At 28.6% G+C, this 17,637-nt stretch carries 10 protein-coding genes and 1 pseudogene; 5 read left to right on the forward strand and 6 right to left on the reverse strand.

Annotation, left to right across the window (positions count from 1 at the left end):
• Positions 1 to 551: 551 nt before the first annotated feature.
• Both carB and rpmH read right to left on the reverse strand, forming a co-directional pair.
• Positions 552 to 3,407: a carbamoyl-phosphate synthase large subunit gene (gene carB / locus BLT70_RS10305; protein ID WP_091894128.1), complete on the reverse strand. Its 2,856-nt coding sequence runs from the start codon at positions 3,405 to 3,407 to the stop codon at positions 552 to 554.
• 109 nt (positions 3,408 to 3,516) lie between these two features.
• Positions 3,517 to 3,678: a 50S ribosomal protein L34 gene (gene rpmH / locus BLT70_RS10310; RefSeq protein WP_026775082.1), complete on the reverse strand. Its 162-nt coding sequence runs from the start codon at positions 3,676 to 3,678 to the stop codon at positions 3,517 to 3,519.
• 225 nt (positions 3,679 to 3,903) lie between these two features.
• Between rpmH and BLT70_RS10315 the strand changes: the two genes are divergently transcribed.
• The 3 genes from BLT70_RS10315 to BLT70_RS10325 all read left to right on the forward strand — a co-directional run bounded on the left by BLT70_RS10315 (position 3,904) and on the right by BLT70_RS10325 (position 8,952).
• Complete coding sequence (locus BLT70_RS10315; protein ID WP_091894130.1) at positions 3,904 to 5,517, forward strand: CTP synthase; 1,614 nt, start codon at positions 3,904 to 3,906, stop codon at positions 5,515 to 5,517.
• 167 nt (positions 5,518 to 5,684) lie between these two features.
• The gene (gene yidC / locus BLT70_RS10320) at positions 5,685 to 7,562 is read left to right on the forward strand and encodes a membrane protein insertase YidC (protein ID WP_091894132.1); all 1,878 of its coding nucleotides are present in this window, start codon (positions 5,685 to 5,687) and stop codon (positions 7,560 to 7,562) included.
• Positions 7,563 to 7,767: 205 nt separating this feature from the next.
• A complete protein-coding gene (locus BLT70_RS10325; RefSeq protein WP_091894133.1) occupies positions 7,768 to 8,952 on the forward strand; it encodes a hypothetical protein in 1,185 nt (394 codons plus the stop codon).
• A gap of 297 nt (positions 8,953 to 9,249) precedes the next feature.
• Here the strand turns inward: BLT70_RS10325 and BLT70_RS10330 are convergent, their stop codons facing one another.
• The 4 genes and pseudogenes from BLT70_RS10330 to BLT70_RS10340 all read right to left on the reverse strand — a co-directional run.
• On the reverse strand, positions 9,250 to 10,575 hold the full coding sequence (locus BLT70_RS10330; RefSeq protein WP_091894135.1) for a sugar MFS transporter: 1,326 nt from the start codon (positions 10,573 to 10,575) through the stop codon (positions 9,250 to 9,252).
• A 201-nt stretch (positions 10,576 to 10,776) separates the two neighbouring features.
• Complete coding sequence (locus BLT70_RS10335; RefSeq protein WP_091894137.1) at positions 10,777 to 11,781, reverse strand: isoaspartyl peptidase/L-asparaginase family protein; 1,005 nt, start codon at positions 11,779 to 11,781, stop codon at positions 10,777 to 10,779.
• A 5-nt stretch (positions 11,782 to 11,786) separates the two neighbouring features.
• Positions 11,787 to 12,563: a discoidin domain-containing protein gene (locus BLT70_RS17595; RefSeq protein ID WP_368086354.1), complete on the reverse strand. Its 777-nt coding sequence runs from the start codon at positions 12,561 to 12,563 to the stop codon at positions 11,787 to 11,789.
• Positions 12,561 to 14,720, reverse strand: a pseudogene (locus BLT70_RS10340) (GH92 family glycosyl hydrolase); the annotation flags it as partial. The gene BLT70_RS17595 and the pseudogene BLT70_RS10340, both read right to left, overlap by 3 nt.
• Positions 14,721 to 14,759: 39 nt before the next feature.
• Here BLT70_RS10340 and BLT70_RS17155 point away from each other — a divergent pair.
• Together BLT70_RS17155 and BLT70_RS10345 are read left to right on the forward strand one after the other, a co-directional pair.
• Positions 14,760 to 14,933 carry a hypothetical protein gene (locus BLT70_RS17155; protein WP_157691886.1) on the forward strand — a complete coding sequence of 58 codons (174 nt, stop codon included), beginning with the start codon at positions 14,760 to 14,762 and terminating at the stop codon, positions 14,931 to 14,933.
• Positions 14,934 to 15,068: 135 nt separating this feature from the next.
• A complete protein-coding gene (locus tag BLT70_RS10345) occupies positions 15,069 to 17,549 on the forward strand; it encodes a glycoside hydrolase family 2 protein (protein WP_091894139.1) in 2,481 nt (826 codons plus the stop codon).
• Positions 17,550 to 17,637: the final 88 nt, after the last annotated feature.

The following is a 17,637-nucleotide window of genomic DNA, read 5'->3' on the forward strand; positions in this document are numbered from 1 at the left end:
TACTTTTTCTTTTTACTATATTTTTTTTTAAAGTTCTAAATAGTTAACACATAATACCCCTTTTAAAATTTAAAATTATAAAGATGTGACTTTTCAAATAACTATGTTTCATAAGAGCGTATAATATTTAGTACATTAATAATTAACCCTCATATTATGAACAGAGATTCATTAAAACACTTTACACTTTTTTTTATTACATTGATAATAGTTTACTTATCTGGAATCTATGTAATAAATATGAATGATTTAGATACTTTAAAAGATGGAATCATAGATATCATTTTCTTCTCGGCTCTTTTCCCATTCATAACCTACTCAGTGAGAATAATTAGAGTTTTATTTAGCGAATTCTAAACACTGAAAAAATTAAAAACCTAATTAACAGTAATATAATATTACCTATTAAATAGTTCAGTTCCCTACTTAGTATATGATGAGTTATATAAAATATACTTTTAAATAAAGATACTCATATATTAAAAAAAGCAATCATTTATTGAATTAACCTCAATAAATGGTTGCTTTTTAACTTATTACATAATTATTTTTTACTTATTCAAATACATTTTACGTCTTGCGTATAAGTTATAAAATTCATCATCTTTTAAGCTATCAATAAACAAAATACTTTCTCCTGTCGATTTCATTTCTGGTCCTAATTTCTTATTCACATTATGAAACTTATTAAAAGAGAAAACTGGCTGCTTAATTGCATAACCTGATAATTGTGGATTAAAATTAAAATCGGTTACTTTATTGTGTCCTAACATTACTTTAGTTGCATAATTTACATACGGTTCTTGGTAAGCTTTTGCAATAAAAGGAACTGTTCTAGATGCCCTAGGGTTTGCCTCTATTATGTACACAATATCATGTTTAATTGCAAACTGAATATTTATTAAACCAACTGTTTTTAATGCTCTTGCAATAGCATGTGTATGATCTTTAATTTGCTGCATAACTAAATCACCTAAATTAAAAACAGGTAACATTGCATTAGAATCTCCAGAATGAATACCACAAGGCTCTATATGCTCCATTATTCCTATAATATACACATTACCATCAGCATCACAAATTGCATCTGCTTCAGCCTCAATAGCACCATCTAAATAATGATCTAACAATAATTTATTACCTGGCATTCTACCCAATAAATCTACTACATGTTCTACCAATTCTTCTTTATTGATAACAATTTTCATTCCTTGTCCTCCTAACACATAAGAAGGTCTCACTAAAATAGGAAAATCTAATTGATCTGCTAAAGCCAAAGCTTCATCTGCAGTTTCTGCTATTCCAAATTCTGGATAAGGAATATTATTATCCTTTAATAAGGAAGAAAAACTCCCTCTATCTTCTGCTAAATCTAGCGCCTCAAAAGACGTTCCTATTATTTTAATTCCGTATTTTGTTAATTTTTCTGCTAATTTTAAAGCAGTCTGACCTCCTAACTGAACAATAACTCCTTCTGGTTTTTCATGACGGATGATGTCATAGATATGTTCCCAAAATACAGGCTCAAAGTATAATTTATCAGCAGTATCAAAATCCGTAGAAACGGTTTCTGGATTACAGTTAATCATAATCGTTTCATAACCACATTCTGCAGCAGCTAAAACTCCATGAACACAACAATAATCAAACTCAATTCCTTGACCTATTCTATTTGGTCCAGAACCTAAAACGATAATTTTCTTTTTAGGTGTTACAATACTTTCGTTCGCTATAATAATTTCTCCGCCTGCTGTTTCAATTTCGTTTTCGAAAGTTGAATAATAATAAGGAGTTTTTGCCTTAAATTCTGCGGCACAAGTATCAACTAACTTATAAACTCTTTGTATTTTAAACTCTTCTCTTTTATTATAAACTTGGCTTTCTAAGCAACCAAGCATATGTGCAATTTGTCTATCTCCATAACCTTTCTGTTTCGCCTCTAACAACAAATCCCTTTCAATAGTTTCTATTTTATAAGTAGAAATTTCTTTTTGAAGTTGAAATAATTCTTCATATTGTTTTAAATACCACATATCAATTTTTGTGATATTATGAATCTTACTTAAAGGAATACCTATAGCAATTGCATCGTAAATAGCAAAAACACGATCCCAACTTGCGAACGTTAATTTTTCTATAATCTGATTGTAATCTGTATATCCTTTACCGTCTGCACCTAAACCATTTCTCTTAATTTCTAAAGACTGAGTTGCTTTGTGCAATGCTTCTTGAAAAGAACGACCAATTCCCATAACTTCACCAACAGATTTCATTTGTAATCCTAAAGTTCTGTCTGAACCTTCGAATTTATCAAAATTCCAACGAGGAATCTTTACAATCACATAATCTAAAGTTGGTTCAAATAAAGCAGATGTAGATTTAGTAATTTGATTCTCCAATTCATCTAAAGTATAACCAATCGCAAGTTTTGTAGCAATTTTTGCAATAGGATAACCAGTTGCTTTACTCGCTAAAGCGGATGAACGAGAAACACGTGGATTAATTTCGATAGCAATAATTTCTTCTTTTTCATCTGGAGAAACAGCAAACTGAACATTACATCCACCTTCAAAATCTCCAATAGATCGCATCATAAGAATTGCCATATCACGCATTTTCTGAAATGTAGTATCAGAAAGAGTCATTGCTGGTGCAACTGTAATAGAATCTCCTGTATGAATACCCATTGGATCCATATTTTCGATAGAACAAATAATAACAACGTTATCATTTTTATCACGAAGCAATTCTAATTCGTACTCTTTCCAGCCCATCATTGCTTTATCAATCATCACCTCGTGAATTGGTGATGCTTCTAAACCACGACTTAATAATTCATCAAAATCATTAGATTCATAAACGATTGAAGCGCCTGCACCTCCTAAAGTATACGAAGAACGAATAACTAAAGGAAAACCAAACTCTTGTGCTATTTCTTTTCCTTTTAAGAATGATGTTGCTGTTGCTTGAGGCGCCATTGGCACACCAATTTTTAACATTAATTCTCTAAATTGCTCTCTATCTTCTGTAATATTAATAGCATCAATATCAACACCAATTAATTTTACATCAAAATCTTTCCAAATTCCTTTTGTATCTGCTTCAATACATAAATTTAAAGCTGTTTGCCCACCCATTGTTGGCAAAACAGCATCAATTTGAGGATGTTCTTTTAGAATTTGAATGATAGATTTCGTTGTTAAAGGCAACAAATAAACATGATCTGCCATTGAAGGATCAGTCATAATTGTAGCTGGATTCGAATTAATTAAGATAGTTTCTATCCCGTCTTCTCTTAAAGAACGTAAAGATTGAGAACCAGCATAATCAAATTCACAAGCTTGCCCAATTACAATTGGTCCAGATCCGATAATTAAAACAGAATTGAGGTCTTTTCTTTTTGGCATGTTAAATAGTTGTATGTTATGAGTTTGTAAAAATAATTAGTTTTTGGGTATAAAAAAAGGCGTTACTTTAAAAAAGTAACACCTTAACATATTAACATTTGTTAATCATTTATTTTTTATGTCTAGTTTCCGAAGAAACAGAAATTTTCTTTCTTCCTTTTGCTCTTCTACGAGCTAATACTTTTCTACCATTAGCAGAAGCCATTCTTTCCATGAAACCATGTTTGTTTCTTCTCTTTCTCTTTGATGGTTGGTACGTTCTTTTTGGCATTATGTGTATTTTTAAATATCTTCTATATTATTTTTTATCGCTTAACTTTTACTTCGTTAAAAGCGTTTGCAAATATACAACAGTTTTTATTTTAGGCAAACAGTATTTGAAAAAAAATTAAAATATTTTTTCTAACTACAAAACTACGATTTTTTTAAATGTTTTCTTGTTTTTTATTTGTGATAAAAACGAGAGTTAGTACTTTTGCGCAAACCTAAAACAACCATGCATAATACTAAATATGTTTTTGTAACTGGTGGCGTAACATCATCCTTAGGAAAAGGAATTATTGCTGCTTCATTAGCTAAACTACTACAAGAGAGAGGATTTACTGTAACTATTCAAAAACTAGATCCATACATTAATATAGACCCAGGAACTTTAAACCCTTATGAACATGGAGAATGTTATGTTACTGATGATGGTGCAGAAACCGATTTAGACTTAGGTCATTATGAGCGTTTTTTAAACATACCAACAAGTCAAGCCAATAATGTAACTACAGGTAGAATTTATCAATCGGTAATTAATAAGGAAAGAAAAGGCGAGTTTTTAGGAAAAACTGTACAAGTTATTCCTCATATAACTGATGAAATTAAAAACCGAATTCAAATTTTAGGCGAAACTGGCGATTACGATATTGTTATTACCGAAATTGGAGGAACCGTTGGCGATATAGAATCTTTACCTTATGTAGAATCTGTAAGACAATTACTTTGGGAAAAAGGGCATGAAAATGCTATTGTTATTCATTTAACATTAATTCCTTTTTTAGCTGCTGCTGGCGAGTTAAAAACAAAACCTACACAACATTCTGTTAAAATGTTAATGCAAAGTGGTGTTAGTCCAGATATTTTAGTTTGTAGAACAGAACATCAAATTTCTAATGATATTAAAAGAAAATTAGCACTCTTTTGTAATGTAAAACAAGAAGATGTTATACAATCTATAGATGCAGAAACTATCTATGATGTTCCTAATTTAATGCTAAAAGAAGGTTTAGACACAGTTGTTTTAAAGAAATTTAACTTAACGTCGAAACAAGAACCAAAATTAACTACTTGGAATAGCTTTTTACAGAAACATAAAAATCCAAAATACGAAGTAGAAATTGCTTTAATTGGTAAATATATAGAACTACAAGATTCTTACAAATCTATTACAGAAGCTTTTATTCATGCAGGTTCATCTCACGAAACGAAAGTAAATGTTAGATGGATTCATTCTGAAAGTTTAACTCCAGAAAATACAGAAGAACATTTAAAGGGTGTAAACGGTATTTTAGTTGCTCCAGGTTTTGGTGATCGAGGAATTGATGGTAAAATTAAAGCAGTACAATATGCTAGGGAAAACAATATTCCTTTCTTTGGAATTTGTTTAGGAATGCAAATGGCAGTTATTGAATTTGCTAAAAATGTACTTGGTCTTGTTGATGCTTTTTCTACAGAAATGAAAAGCGATTGCAGAAACCCTGTTATCAATTTAATGCAAAGTCAAGAAGATGTTACAGAAAAAGGCGGAACGATGCGTTTAGGTGCTTGGGATTGTAAACTTGAAAAAGGCTCGCTTGCTTTTGAGGCTTATCAAACAGAAAACATTAGCGAACGTCACAGACATAGATATGAGTTTAACAACGAATATTTACAACAAATTGAATTAAAAGGCATGAAAGCAACTGGAATGAACCCAAAAACTGGTTTGGTAGAAGTTGTAGAAATACCTAGTCATCCTTGGTTTGTTGGTGTGCAATATCATCCGGAGTATAAAAGTACTGTGTTAAAACCGCATCCTTTATTTGTGGCTTTTATCAAAGCTGCACTAAAACAATCTAAAGCTTAAAGCAAATTATTTAATTTTTAAAAAAAAGGGAATACTATTTGACTTATTAAGTCTATCAACAATAACATTAGTAAAATAAGCTAAAAACAATACGCTTTTGCTACATTTGTCGGTTTTTCATCAAGAATGAAAATAAAAATTGACAAAATGACATTTTAAATTTACATATGGAACAAAAAAAATTCGATTTTAATTCTTTTATAGGAATGATTCTTCTTGGAGGAATTATGCTTTGGTATTTTAACACAAATCAACCTGAAATTGATCCTGAAGATATTACCACGGAACAAGTTACAGATACTGTAAAAAATGATACTCAGCAAACAATTACTAAATTACCAGTAATTAAAAATGACTCTTTACAACAAGTAGCATATCAAAATAAATTAGGTGCTTTTGCTTTAAGCGCAATTAATGGCGCTGAAGGAACTTCTGTAATAGAAAATAATTTAGTAAAATTAACGATTGATAATAAAGGTGGACAAATTATTGAAGCTTTAATTAAGAATTATAAAACGCACGATTCTCTTCCTTTATATATGATAAAAGACAACAACTCGTCTTTTAATATTAATTTTGGAACAACTGATAACAGAATTTTAAATACGCAAGATTTATTTTTTGAACCTTCACTTACTAAAAATGGAGACAGTCAAATATTGTCTATGAAATTAAAAGTTTCTGATTCTCAATTTTTAGAATACAGATATGAAATGAAACCAAAGAAATATATGGTTGATTTCTCTATTCGTTCTCAAGGTTTAAATAATGTTATAAATTCATCTAACCCAATTAATTTAGATTGGTCTTTAAATGGTTACAGACATGAAAAGAGTATAAAAACAGAGAACACAATGTATTCTCACTTCTATTATAAGGCAGAAGATGATGTAGATTATATAAACGCTGGCAAATCAGAAATTTTAAATGATGTAGATTGGGTTTCTTATAAACAACACTTTTTTGCTTCTAATTTATTAACAGATACTCCTTTTAATAATGCAACTATCATTTCTACGGATTTAGTAAAAAATGAAGAAATAGACACAATTTACACAAAAAAATACGAATTAAAAACACCTTTAGCTTTAACTGCAGGTGAATTAAATTATAACATGAAATGGTTTTACGGGCCAAGTGATTATAATTTATTAAAGAAATACGAAGGTACAAGTTTAGACGAAACTGCAGATTTAGGTTGGGGTATTTTTGGTTTCTTAAACAGAACTGTATTTTATCCTGTATTTAATTTCTTAAAAGGATTTTTATCAAACTACGGATTAATTATTATTCTGATGACAATTGTTGTAAGAATTATTATGTCTCCGTTGGTTTATAAATCTTATTTATCTAGTGCAAAAATGAAGGTAATTAGACCAGAATTAACTGCATTAAACGAGAAATTTCCTGGAAAAGAAAATGCAATGAAGCGTCAACAAGAAACCATGGCTATTCAGCGTAAAGCTGGTGTAAGTATGTTATCTGGTTGTATACCTGCATTGTTACAAATGCCAGTTTTCTTTGCTTTGTTTAAATTTTTTCCAACAAATTTAGCATTAAGACAACAAAGCTTTTTATGGGCGCCAGATTTATCTTCTTATGATATTGTTTTTAAACTTCCTGTTTACATTCCTTTATATGGAGATCACGTAAGTTTATTTCCTATTTTGGCTTCTGTTGCCATTTTCTTTTACATGAAAATGAATCAAAGTCAGCAAGCAAATATGCAAGCGCCAACGCAAGAAGGTATGCCAGATATGGGGAAAATGATGAAGTATATGATTTACTTCTCTCCTATTATGATGTTGTTTTTCTTTAACAATTATGCCAGTTCTTTAAGTTTATACTACTTTATTTCTAACTTACTTACAATTGCAATTATGTTAGTAATTAAGCATTATGTTATTGATGAAGATAAAATTCACGCACAAATAGAAGAAAACAAAAAGAAACCAGAAAAAGCAAAGAGTAAATTCCGTCAAAGAATAGACGACGCAATGAAACAAGCACAAGAACAACAAGCTAAACAACAGAAAAAAAAGTAGTTAGCAGTTATCCAAAATAAAAATACAAAAACCGAAACTTAATTGATTCGGTTTTTTTATTAAAAAAAGGGCATTTTCTTGTTCACTTTGTGCTTTTAAAAACCGAAATTAGCTAACTTCTGATAAAAGTTACATTTACAGAACTTAAGTAAATATTAAAATTGACATTATATTAGCATAACATTGTAAAATATTTAAGAAAATAATGAACAAAATTCACATTTTATTTCTAGCCATTGGACTTTTTTATTCAATAAATTGTAATTCTCAAATATCCTATGTTGAAGGATATTATATTAACAACTCTAACCAAAAGATTAACTGCTTAATTAAAGATATTGATTGGAAAAACAATCCACAAAAATTTAAATATAAAACAACAGAACAAGCAGAAGATAAAACACTAACAATTAAAACTGTAAAAGAATTTGGAATAAATAATGTTTCAAAATATATAAGAGCAGTTGTTAATATTGATATGTCTAGTAGAAAATTAGACCAATTAAGCAACGAAAAAGACCCAATATTTAAACAAGAGCAACTGTTTTTAAAGGTTTTGATTGAAGGTGATGCAAGTTTATTTTTATATAATTACAAAAGTCTTAGAAGATACTTTTATCAAACACCAAATAAAGATATTAATCAACTCGTTTTTAAAGAATATAAATCAGCTAATAATAAAATTGAAACAAATAACAAATTTAGAAATCAATTATATACTAATTTAAAATGTAATGATATTACAATAAATGACGTAAACGATGTTGATTATAAAAAAGAAGAATTATTAAATTTCTTCACAAAATATAATACGTGTAAAAACTCAGAATTTATAAATTTCGAAGAAAAGAGGAAATCAGATTCTTTTAATTTTACTATTAGACCAGGTATAAATAGTTCGTCTTTATCCATTAGAAATGGTGCAGCAAACTCAAGAAACGAAGACTACGACAATGAATTCAATTTTAGATTAGGGTTAGAGTTAGAATTTATTATGGGCTTTAACAATAATAAATGGGCTTTACTTATTGAGCCAACATACCAATACTATAAAACAAACAATGAAGTTCTAAATTATAGTCTTAATAATGCAGATTACCAATCAATTGAGCTTCCTATAGGAATAAGACACTATGTGTTTTTAAACAAAACATCTAAATTTTTTATAAATGGTTCTTATATTTATGACTTAGCAATAAACTCAAAAGTAAGAGGTCTGGATGCTAAATCTAATAGTGGTAATTTCGCATTTGGCGTAGGTTATAAATATAATAATAAGTATAGTGTGGAGTTTAGATATCATACCAGCAGAGATATTTTAACAGATTATGTAACTTGGACTTCAGATTATAAAACGGCATCAATAATATTTGGGTATTCCATTTTTTAAAAATTATTGATTCTAGTAATATTTATTAAAAAAAAATTAACTAATCTCCACATTTAGTAAAAACAAAAAAGTTACACAACACCAGTTAGAATTTATTGCTTGCAATTAGCCTACTTACTAAAAAATCATCAGGATGTTTCTATTTCGTTTATATGTATTTACAAATTAGTTGATTAAACTTATAATAAAAAAGAACGTTAGCAAAAAAAATAACAATTTAATAAATCCTTAATTTCATTCTAATATTCTCAGAATTATCTGGGCTTACATTTTAAAATATATTTTCATTTAAGAAAATTAATTTAGATTTTTCTTCGCTTTGAAACGTCCATAAAACAAAATATATCCGTAACAAATAATAGTTAAAACAAAGGCTGTTTTAAAACCAAAATCGTCAATTAAACCACCAAAAATAAACGGAATTATTGCACCTCCAACAATTGCCATACACAACAAACCAGAAGCTTGCGCTTTTAAATCTCCCAAACCTTCTAAACTCAAAGTAAAAATTGTAGGAAACATTATTGAATTAAATAAACCAACTGCTAAAATAGACCACATAGAAAGCAAACCTGTAGTATTTATAGATATTAAAATCATTGCAATTGCTAAACTTGCAAATATTGCTAAGACTTTTCCTGGAGCCATAATTTTAGTTAAATAAGCACCAACAAAACGGCCAATCATTGCGCCTCCCCAATAAAAAATAACAAATATCCCTAATAAAGACTTTGAATCTGATCCAGAAAATGTTTTATTAAAAGTACTTGCTATTGTATTTGCAATGTTCATCATGGTTTCGTTTTGCAAAACTACTGTAGCTAAATTCATATCAGAAAAATAGTTTACCAAAAAACTACCAATGGCAACTTCTGCACCTACATAAACAAAAATTCCTAAAGCGCCCATTAACATTATTTTGTTTTTAAGTAAGGTAAAATACCCTCTTTTTGGACTTTCTTGCATTACTTCTGGCAATTTTATAAAAGCAAAAATGGTTGCTAAAACTGCAATTAAAAAAGCAATTAATAAAAACGGAGTTTGTACTGTGGCTGCTTCATTTATATAATAATTTGTCTTTTCTATTTCACTTAAAACTGCAATTTCTTCGGATGTTTTTACAGAATTACTTAATAGAAATAAAGCACCAACAACAGGTGCAATTGTGGTTCCCAAAGAATTAAATGCTTGTGATAAATTTAATCTACTTGAAGCACCATTTTCACTACCCAACAAAGCTACATAAGGATTTGCAGCTACTTGCAGAATTGTAATTCCGCCAGCAAGTGTAAAATATCCTATTAAAAAAACAGGAAACAACCTATAAGCTGCTGCAGGGTAAAATAACAAACAACCTAAAGCCATGGTTAATAAACCTAAAACGATTCCTTTTTTGTAACCAATTTTAGATAAAATAAATCCTGATGGTAATGAAAAAACGAAGAATGCTACAAAAAATGCAAACTGAACTAAAACTGTTTTTGCATACGACATTTCGAAAACATCTTTTAATCTTGGCACTAAACTATCTACCAAAACTGTAATAAAACCCCAAAGAAAAAATAAAGTTGTTAAAAAAATAAAGGCACTTTTGTATGATTTAGTTGTAGTTACTGATGACATATTTAATTGATTAAAATAGTTTAGTTAGATACTGTTGATTATAAAAGTCTAAAAAAAATAAAAATTATAATAAAAAAATCGTTTATAAATAAAGTTTGTAAAAAACTTAGCCCAGATTGAAGCATTTGTTTGAGCTCTTTTTTATTCTTTTTCTGAATAAAAAAAGCGAGTGCAGAAAGCTGGAAATAGCTTCTAAAAAAACTATGCTTTATTAAAATAATCTGACTTAATATTTTTGTTTTCTCCGTCTTTAAAAAGATTGTAACTAAACCATTCATGAATAGAATATGCGCCAGTTTCTCCTTGTTTATTTACTGCAATATAACCTACTTGAAAATTTTTAAAATCTTTACCAGGTTTGTTTACAATTCTGCCAATTGCTTCTTCACAAGCTTCTTGCGGACTTTTTCCTTGTCGCATTAATTCTACAATTAAAAAACTACCAACCGTTTTTAAAACTTCTTCTCCTAAACCAGTTGCAGAAGCACCACCAATTTCATTATCTACAAACAAACCACCACCAATAATTGGAGAATCTCCTATTCTGCCTGCCATTTTAAAAGCCAATCCACTTGTAGTACAAGCTCCAGAAATACTACCTTTTTTATCAATTGCCAACATGCCAATTGTATCGTGATTTTCAATATTGATAATTGGTTTGTATTCTGATTTTATTTTCCAATTTTCCCAAGCTTTTTTAGAAGACTCTGTAAGTAAATTTTCTTTTTTAAATCCTTTTTCATAAGCAAATTTTTCTGCTCCTTCACCTACTAACATTACATGTGGCGTATCTTCCATTACTTTTCTTGCTAAAGAGATAACATGTGTAATATTTTTAACTCCTAAAACAGAACCATAATCTCCTTTATTATCCATAATACAAGCATCTAAAGTTACATCTCCATCTCTGTCTGGTAAACCTCCTTTACCAACAGTTTGATTTTTCTCGTTAGCTTCTTCTATTATACAACCTTGTTCTACGGCATCTAAAGCAGAACCTCCATTTTGTAATATTTTTGCCGCTGTTTCTACAGCTAAAGGCGTATTCCAAGTTGCAATTACTAAAGGTCTAATTGGTTTTAAAGTTGATAAAATAACTGCTTTTTTATCTTCTGATTTTTCATCAAAACTCATTAAAGTTGATGAAACAGCAACGATTCCTAAGCTTGTTGCTGATGCTTTTTTTATAAAATTTCTACGCTTCATACTTGTTATTTAATTTGAATTTCATCTACAAACAACCAACTTCTACCATCATGAGCATACCCTAAATGCCATTCTGGAAGTTTGCCTAATTTTTTTGCAATGATTTTTATGTATCTTGCTTTTCCTAGCTTTGAAACTGCAACTGATTCGATTTTTACTTCATCAGAATTTTCTGGTTTTTTAAAGTTCCTATTTACTACTTTTTGGAAATTTTGCCCATCAAGCGAAGTATAAATCTCAACTTCCTTTGGTAAAAAAATCCAACTTTTTTGATCTTTTAAAAAAGAAATTTTTACATTATAAATAAGTTTCTCTTTTCCCAAATCTACAACCGCAATCAAGTCTTTATCAAAATATCCTTGCCAAGTTCCTGTTCTAAAATCTTCTGCACCAATAATACCATCAATTAATGCATTTTTACCTCCAGCATTATATTGATTTGCATAATCAGTTTTTAAATCTATTTTAATATTTGGATCTATTTTGTAAAAATCTGTGGTAATTACAGGACTTTTTACTTCATTTTTTTCTGCGTAAACAGAAAGGTTGATAAATGTATCGATTATAAAAGGTTTCTCATATTTTTTAAAACCACCTTTATAACCTAATCTATAATAAATAATAGCTTCTTTGTCTACATTTTCTAAAGTAACTTCTGTACTTCCTTTAAAAGCAATTTCACCTTTTGCAATAAATGGTGAAGCAACAATTACGTGTTCTTTTATTTCTGTTGATGGAATAAACGCATCTTTTGTTCCCCAATTTGAAGGCACATTTATCATTTCGAAAATTAAATTTCCACCATTTATTATATCTTGATGATTGATATACGAATACTCATAATTATCACCATTCAGTTTTACTGATTTAATATATTTATTTTCTGCGGATTGATTTTTAGCCTCAACAGTAAAAGTTTTTCCGTTTTCTAAATTAATGGTTGCTTTATTAAATAAAGGACTTCCAATTATATATTGATTTAAACCTGGTGTTACAGGATAAAAGCCTAAAGAAGAGAAAATATACCAAGCACTCATTTGCCCGCAATCTTCGTTTCCAGAAATTCCATCTGGTGTATTTGTGTACAATTCTGTTAAAATCTGACGAACTTTTTCTTGCGTTTTTGATGGTTTATTTACAAAATTATATAAATATGCCATGTGATGACTTGGTTCATTACCATGAGCATATTGCCCAATTAAACCAGTAATATCAACTTGATGACTTCCTGAAGTTTTATCATCTGCCAAAAATAATTTATCTAATTGATTTTCTAATTTTTCTTTTCCTCCTAGCAACTTCATAAACCCAGAAATATCTTGAGGAACATAAAAGCTATACTGCCAAGAATTTGCTTCTGTATAATTAAAATTTACTTCATAAGGATCAAAAGGTGCAAACCAAGTATTTCTAAAACGACCTCTCATAAATCGAGAACTAGGATCGAAAACATTTTTATAATATTGAGCTCTTTCTGCATAGTTTTTATAATCTTCTTCTTTTCTTAAAGATTTTGCCATTTGTGCTATTGTCCAATCATCATAAGCGTATTCTAACGTTTTAGAAACAGATTCTGATTCTTTTTCCACAGGAATAAATCCGAAGTATTTATACGAATCCAAACCTAATTTATCGCGAGTTGCAGAATGTTTCATTGCTGTAAACGCTTTTTCAACATCGTAATTTTTAATTCCTTTTAAATACGCATCAGCAATTACTGGTACAGCATGATAACCAATCATACAACCCGTATAATTTGCTGCTAAATCCCAAATTGGCATAATTCCTCCTTCATCATATTTTGCTAAAAAAGTATTTATAAAATCGTTGGTTTTTTCTTGCTCAATAATTGTATATAAAGGATGTGCAGCTCTGTAAGTATCCCATAATGAGAATACTGTGTAATAATCGAAATCTTTTGTTTCATGTATTTCTAAATCCATTCCTCTATACCTACCATCTACGTCTTGATATAAATTTGGAGCAATCATTGTATGATATAGTGCAGAATAAAAATTAACTTTATTATCTTGATTACTATCTTCAACAACAATTTTTTCTAATTGTTTTTCCCAGAAATCTTGCGCTGTTTTTTTTATTTCATCAAAAGTTTGATTTCCAATTTCTCCTTTTAAGTTCTTTTTTGCGCCTTCTACATCAACAGCAGAAATTCCTATTTTTATAATTACTGGCTCGTTATTTGGATTGATAAAATTCAATGCTATTTTTTGTGCACCTGTCATTCCTTCTTTTTCTGGCGATTGTAAAACATCTGTAAAAGGATGTGAAGTTTTTATGTTAAAAAATAATCTTTGATCTGTTGCCCAAGCTTCAGAAAAACGATATCCAGAAAGTTCTGTATCAGAAATTTTTTCAATTTTAGCATCTAAAACTTTATCTCTATGAACCAAATCTAAAATAACAAACTGATTTTCTTTTGATGGAAATTTATATTTATGCATTCCACTTCTTTTAGAAACGGTTAACTCAACTTCAATATTAGTATCATCCAAATGTACTTTGTAAAAACCAGGTTCTGCAACTTCATTCTCATGAGAAAAATTAGATCTATAACCTTCTTTACCATCAGCTCCATTATTAAAAACTTGTTTATTTGTTGGCATTAATAAAAAATCTCCAAAATCAGAAACTCCTGTTCCACTTAAATGTGTGTGAGAAAATCCGTAGATTTTATCATCAGAATAATGATATCCAGAACAACCATCCCAACCATCTAAACGTGTATCTGGAGATAATTACATCATTCCAAAAGGCATTGTTGCTCCAGGATAAGTATGTCCATGACCACCAGTACCAATAAACGGATTTACATAAGAAATTAAACTTTTATCTTTTTTTACAGCAGATTTATCTGTATTTAAAACACAAGAAAACATTGCGAATAGCACAATAAAAAAAGGTAAAAAATATCGTTTCATTAAAATAGATTCTTAAATTCGTATCAAATATAACAGAAAATGAAAATTCATCAATATTTCTTACAAGTTTTTATTTTAATTTTCTTTGGATGTAAGAATGACATCAAAAAACCTATTGAACCTAACATTATTCCAAAACCATTATCACAAACAATAAAAAAAGGTGTTTTTATTTTGAATAAAAATGTAAAAATAATTTCGCCATCAGAATAAAATGATGTTGTAAATTATTTTTAAAAGAAAGCTTTTCTTTAGAAATTTCTTCGGATAAAAATAAGAATGAAATCATTTTTAATATTGATAAAAGCATTAAAAATGATGAAGGTTATGAATTAAAAATTATAAAAAATGCGTAAAATTTTATTAATATTAAGTTTGATCGTAATTTGGAATAGTAAATCAAAAAAAGATATTCCTTTGCATATTTCTATTGATACAAATTGGCAATTTAAAGGAACTGACACTTTAGATTGGAAATCGGCAACTGTTCCTGGAAATATATTTACAGATTTATTAGATCATAAAATTATAGAAAATCCGTTTGTAAAAAATAACGAAGAAAAAGTACAATGGGTTTCTAAAAAAAATTGGATTTACAAAACAAACTTTACCCTTTCTGATGAAACTTTTAATAGAAAAAACATCGAAATTAATTTTGATGGTTTAGACACTTATGCATCTATTTTTTTAAATGATTCTTTAGTAGGAAAAACAAATAATGCGTTTCAGAAATTTAGTTTTGATATTAAAAAAATAGCAAAAAAAGAAAATAAACTTACAATCATATTTACAAATACTGATACAATTGAAATTGAATTAGAAAATAAAAATCCGTATAAATTACCAGAAGGAAAAAGAGTTTACACCAGAAAAGCGCAATTTCAATATGGTTGGGATTGGGGACCAAAACTAAACACATCTGGCATTTGGAAAGAGGTTTCTATAAATGCTTGGAATGATTTTAAGATTGATGACATTTTTATTCGTCAAGAAAAACTAACAGATCAAAAAGTAAAACTTGTAGCAGAAATAGATATTGAACGTGATTTAATTTTAGAAACAGACGAAACAGTAACATCAGAAATTAAAATAATTTTTGACGGAATAGAAATTACCAAAGAAATTGACATCAAAAAAGGAATGCATACTTATAAAATTCCTTTAGAAATTAAAAACCCGAAATTGTGGTGGACACATAATTTAGGAAATCCGTATTTATATAGTTTTAATTTTCAATTGATTTCTGATGGTAAAATAAAAGATGAAAAAGAAATAAAAAAAGGAATTAGAACTATAAAATTAATCAACAAAAAAGATAAAATTGGAGAATCTTTCTATTTTGAATTAAATGGAAAACCTGTGTATGCTAAAGGCGCAAATTACATTCCACAAAATAGTTTTCAGAATAAAGTAACCAATAAACATTATGAAAAACTGTTATCTGATGTTGTAAATTCTAACATGAACATGTTACGTGTTTGGGGTGGCGGAATTTATGAAAATGATATTTTTTATGATATCTGTGATGAAAAAGGAATATTAGTTTGGCAAGATTTTATGTTTGCTTGCGCAATGTACCCTGGAGATAAAGATTTTTTAGAAAACATAAAAGAAGAAGCAGAGCAACAAGTAAAAAGGTTAAGAAATCATTCTTCAATTACATTATGGTGTGGAAATAATGAAAATTCTGAAGGTTGGAAGCGTTGGGGTTGGCAAACCAATAGAACAGAAAAAGAAAAGCAAGAAATCTGGAACGATTATTTAGTTGTTTTCGATTCAATTTTACCTAATACAGTTTCAAAATTTAGTGAAACTGATTATTGGGAAACATCTCCTAAATACGGAAGAGGAGATCCTTTATATGAATTTGAAGGCGATGCTCATGATTGGTGGGTTTGGCACGATGAATATCATTTTAAATATTTAGAGAAAAGAGTTCCAAGGTTTATGAGTGAATTCGGATTTCAATCTTTACCAAGTTACGAAGCGTTGAAATACATTAATCAAAATGATACAATTAACTTAAATACTGATGCTGTAAAAGCACATCAAAAACATAATAAAGGTTTTAGATTAATTGATGAATATATGATTCGTGATTATAAAAAACCTACGAATGACGAAGATTATGTATATGTAAGTCAGTTATTACAAGCCAAAGGAATTGTAATGGGTATAGAAGCACATAGAAGATCCAAACCTAAAAATATGGGAACTTTATATTGGCAATTAAATGATTGTTGGCCTTCAATTTCATGGTCTAGTATTGATTATTTTGGTAATTGGAAAGCCTTACAATATAAAGCTAAAAAAGCTTTTGAAAATGTTTTAATTTCATCAAAAAAAGAAAAAAATAAAGTAAAAACTTATATTATTAATGACTCTTTTGATACAATTAGAGGAAATTTAAAAATAAAAGTAATTGATTTTTACGGAAATGAAATTAAATCTGATTCTATAGAAATTAAAGCTTTAGAAAATAGCAGTAAAGAATTCTATCGCTTTTCCATAAAAAATATTGATAAAAAAACTACTGTTTTAGTTACTGAATTTAACAATCAAAAATCGAATTTCTACTTTGTAAAACCAAAAGAACTTCTATTACCAAAAGGAGAAATCAATAAAGAAATTATAAAAACAGAAAATGGTTTTTTGATCACTTTAAAAAGTAGTGTTTTGCAAAAAGATGTATTTTTATTTACAAATAAAAAAGGTCATTTTTCTGATAATTATTTTGATTTATTGCCAAATGAAACCAAAACAATTTACTTTGAAACAAGTACAAATTCATTAAATGACTTAAAGCTAAAAAGCTTAAATGAAATATAGTGTAATTTTTCAAACACTTTAAATTCAAAAAAAATATTAGGAAGCCAAAATTCAAAAATTTATAACCTATAATTACACAAAATAAGTT

This window comes from Polaribacter sp. KT25b, from assembly GCF_900105145.1.
Lineage (GTDB): Bacteria > Bacteroidota > Bacteroidia > Flavobacteriales > Flavobacteriaceae > Polaribacter.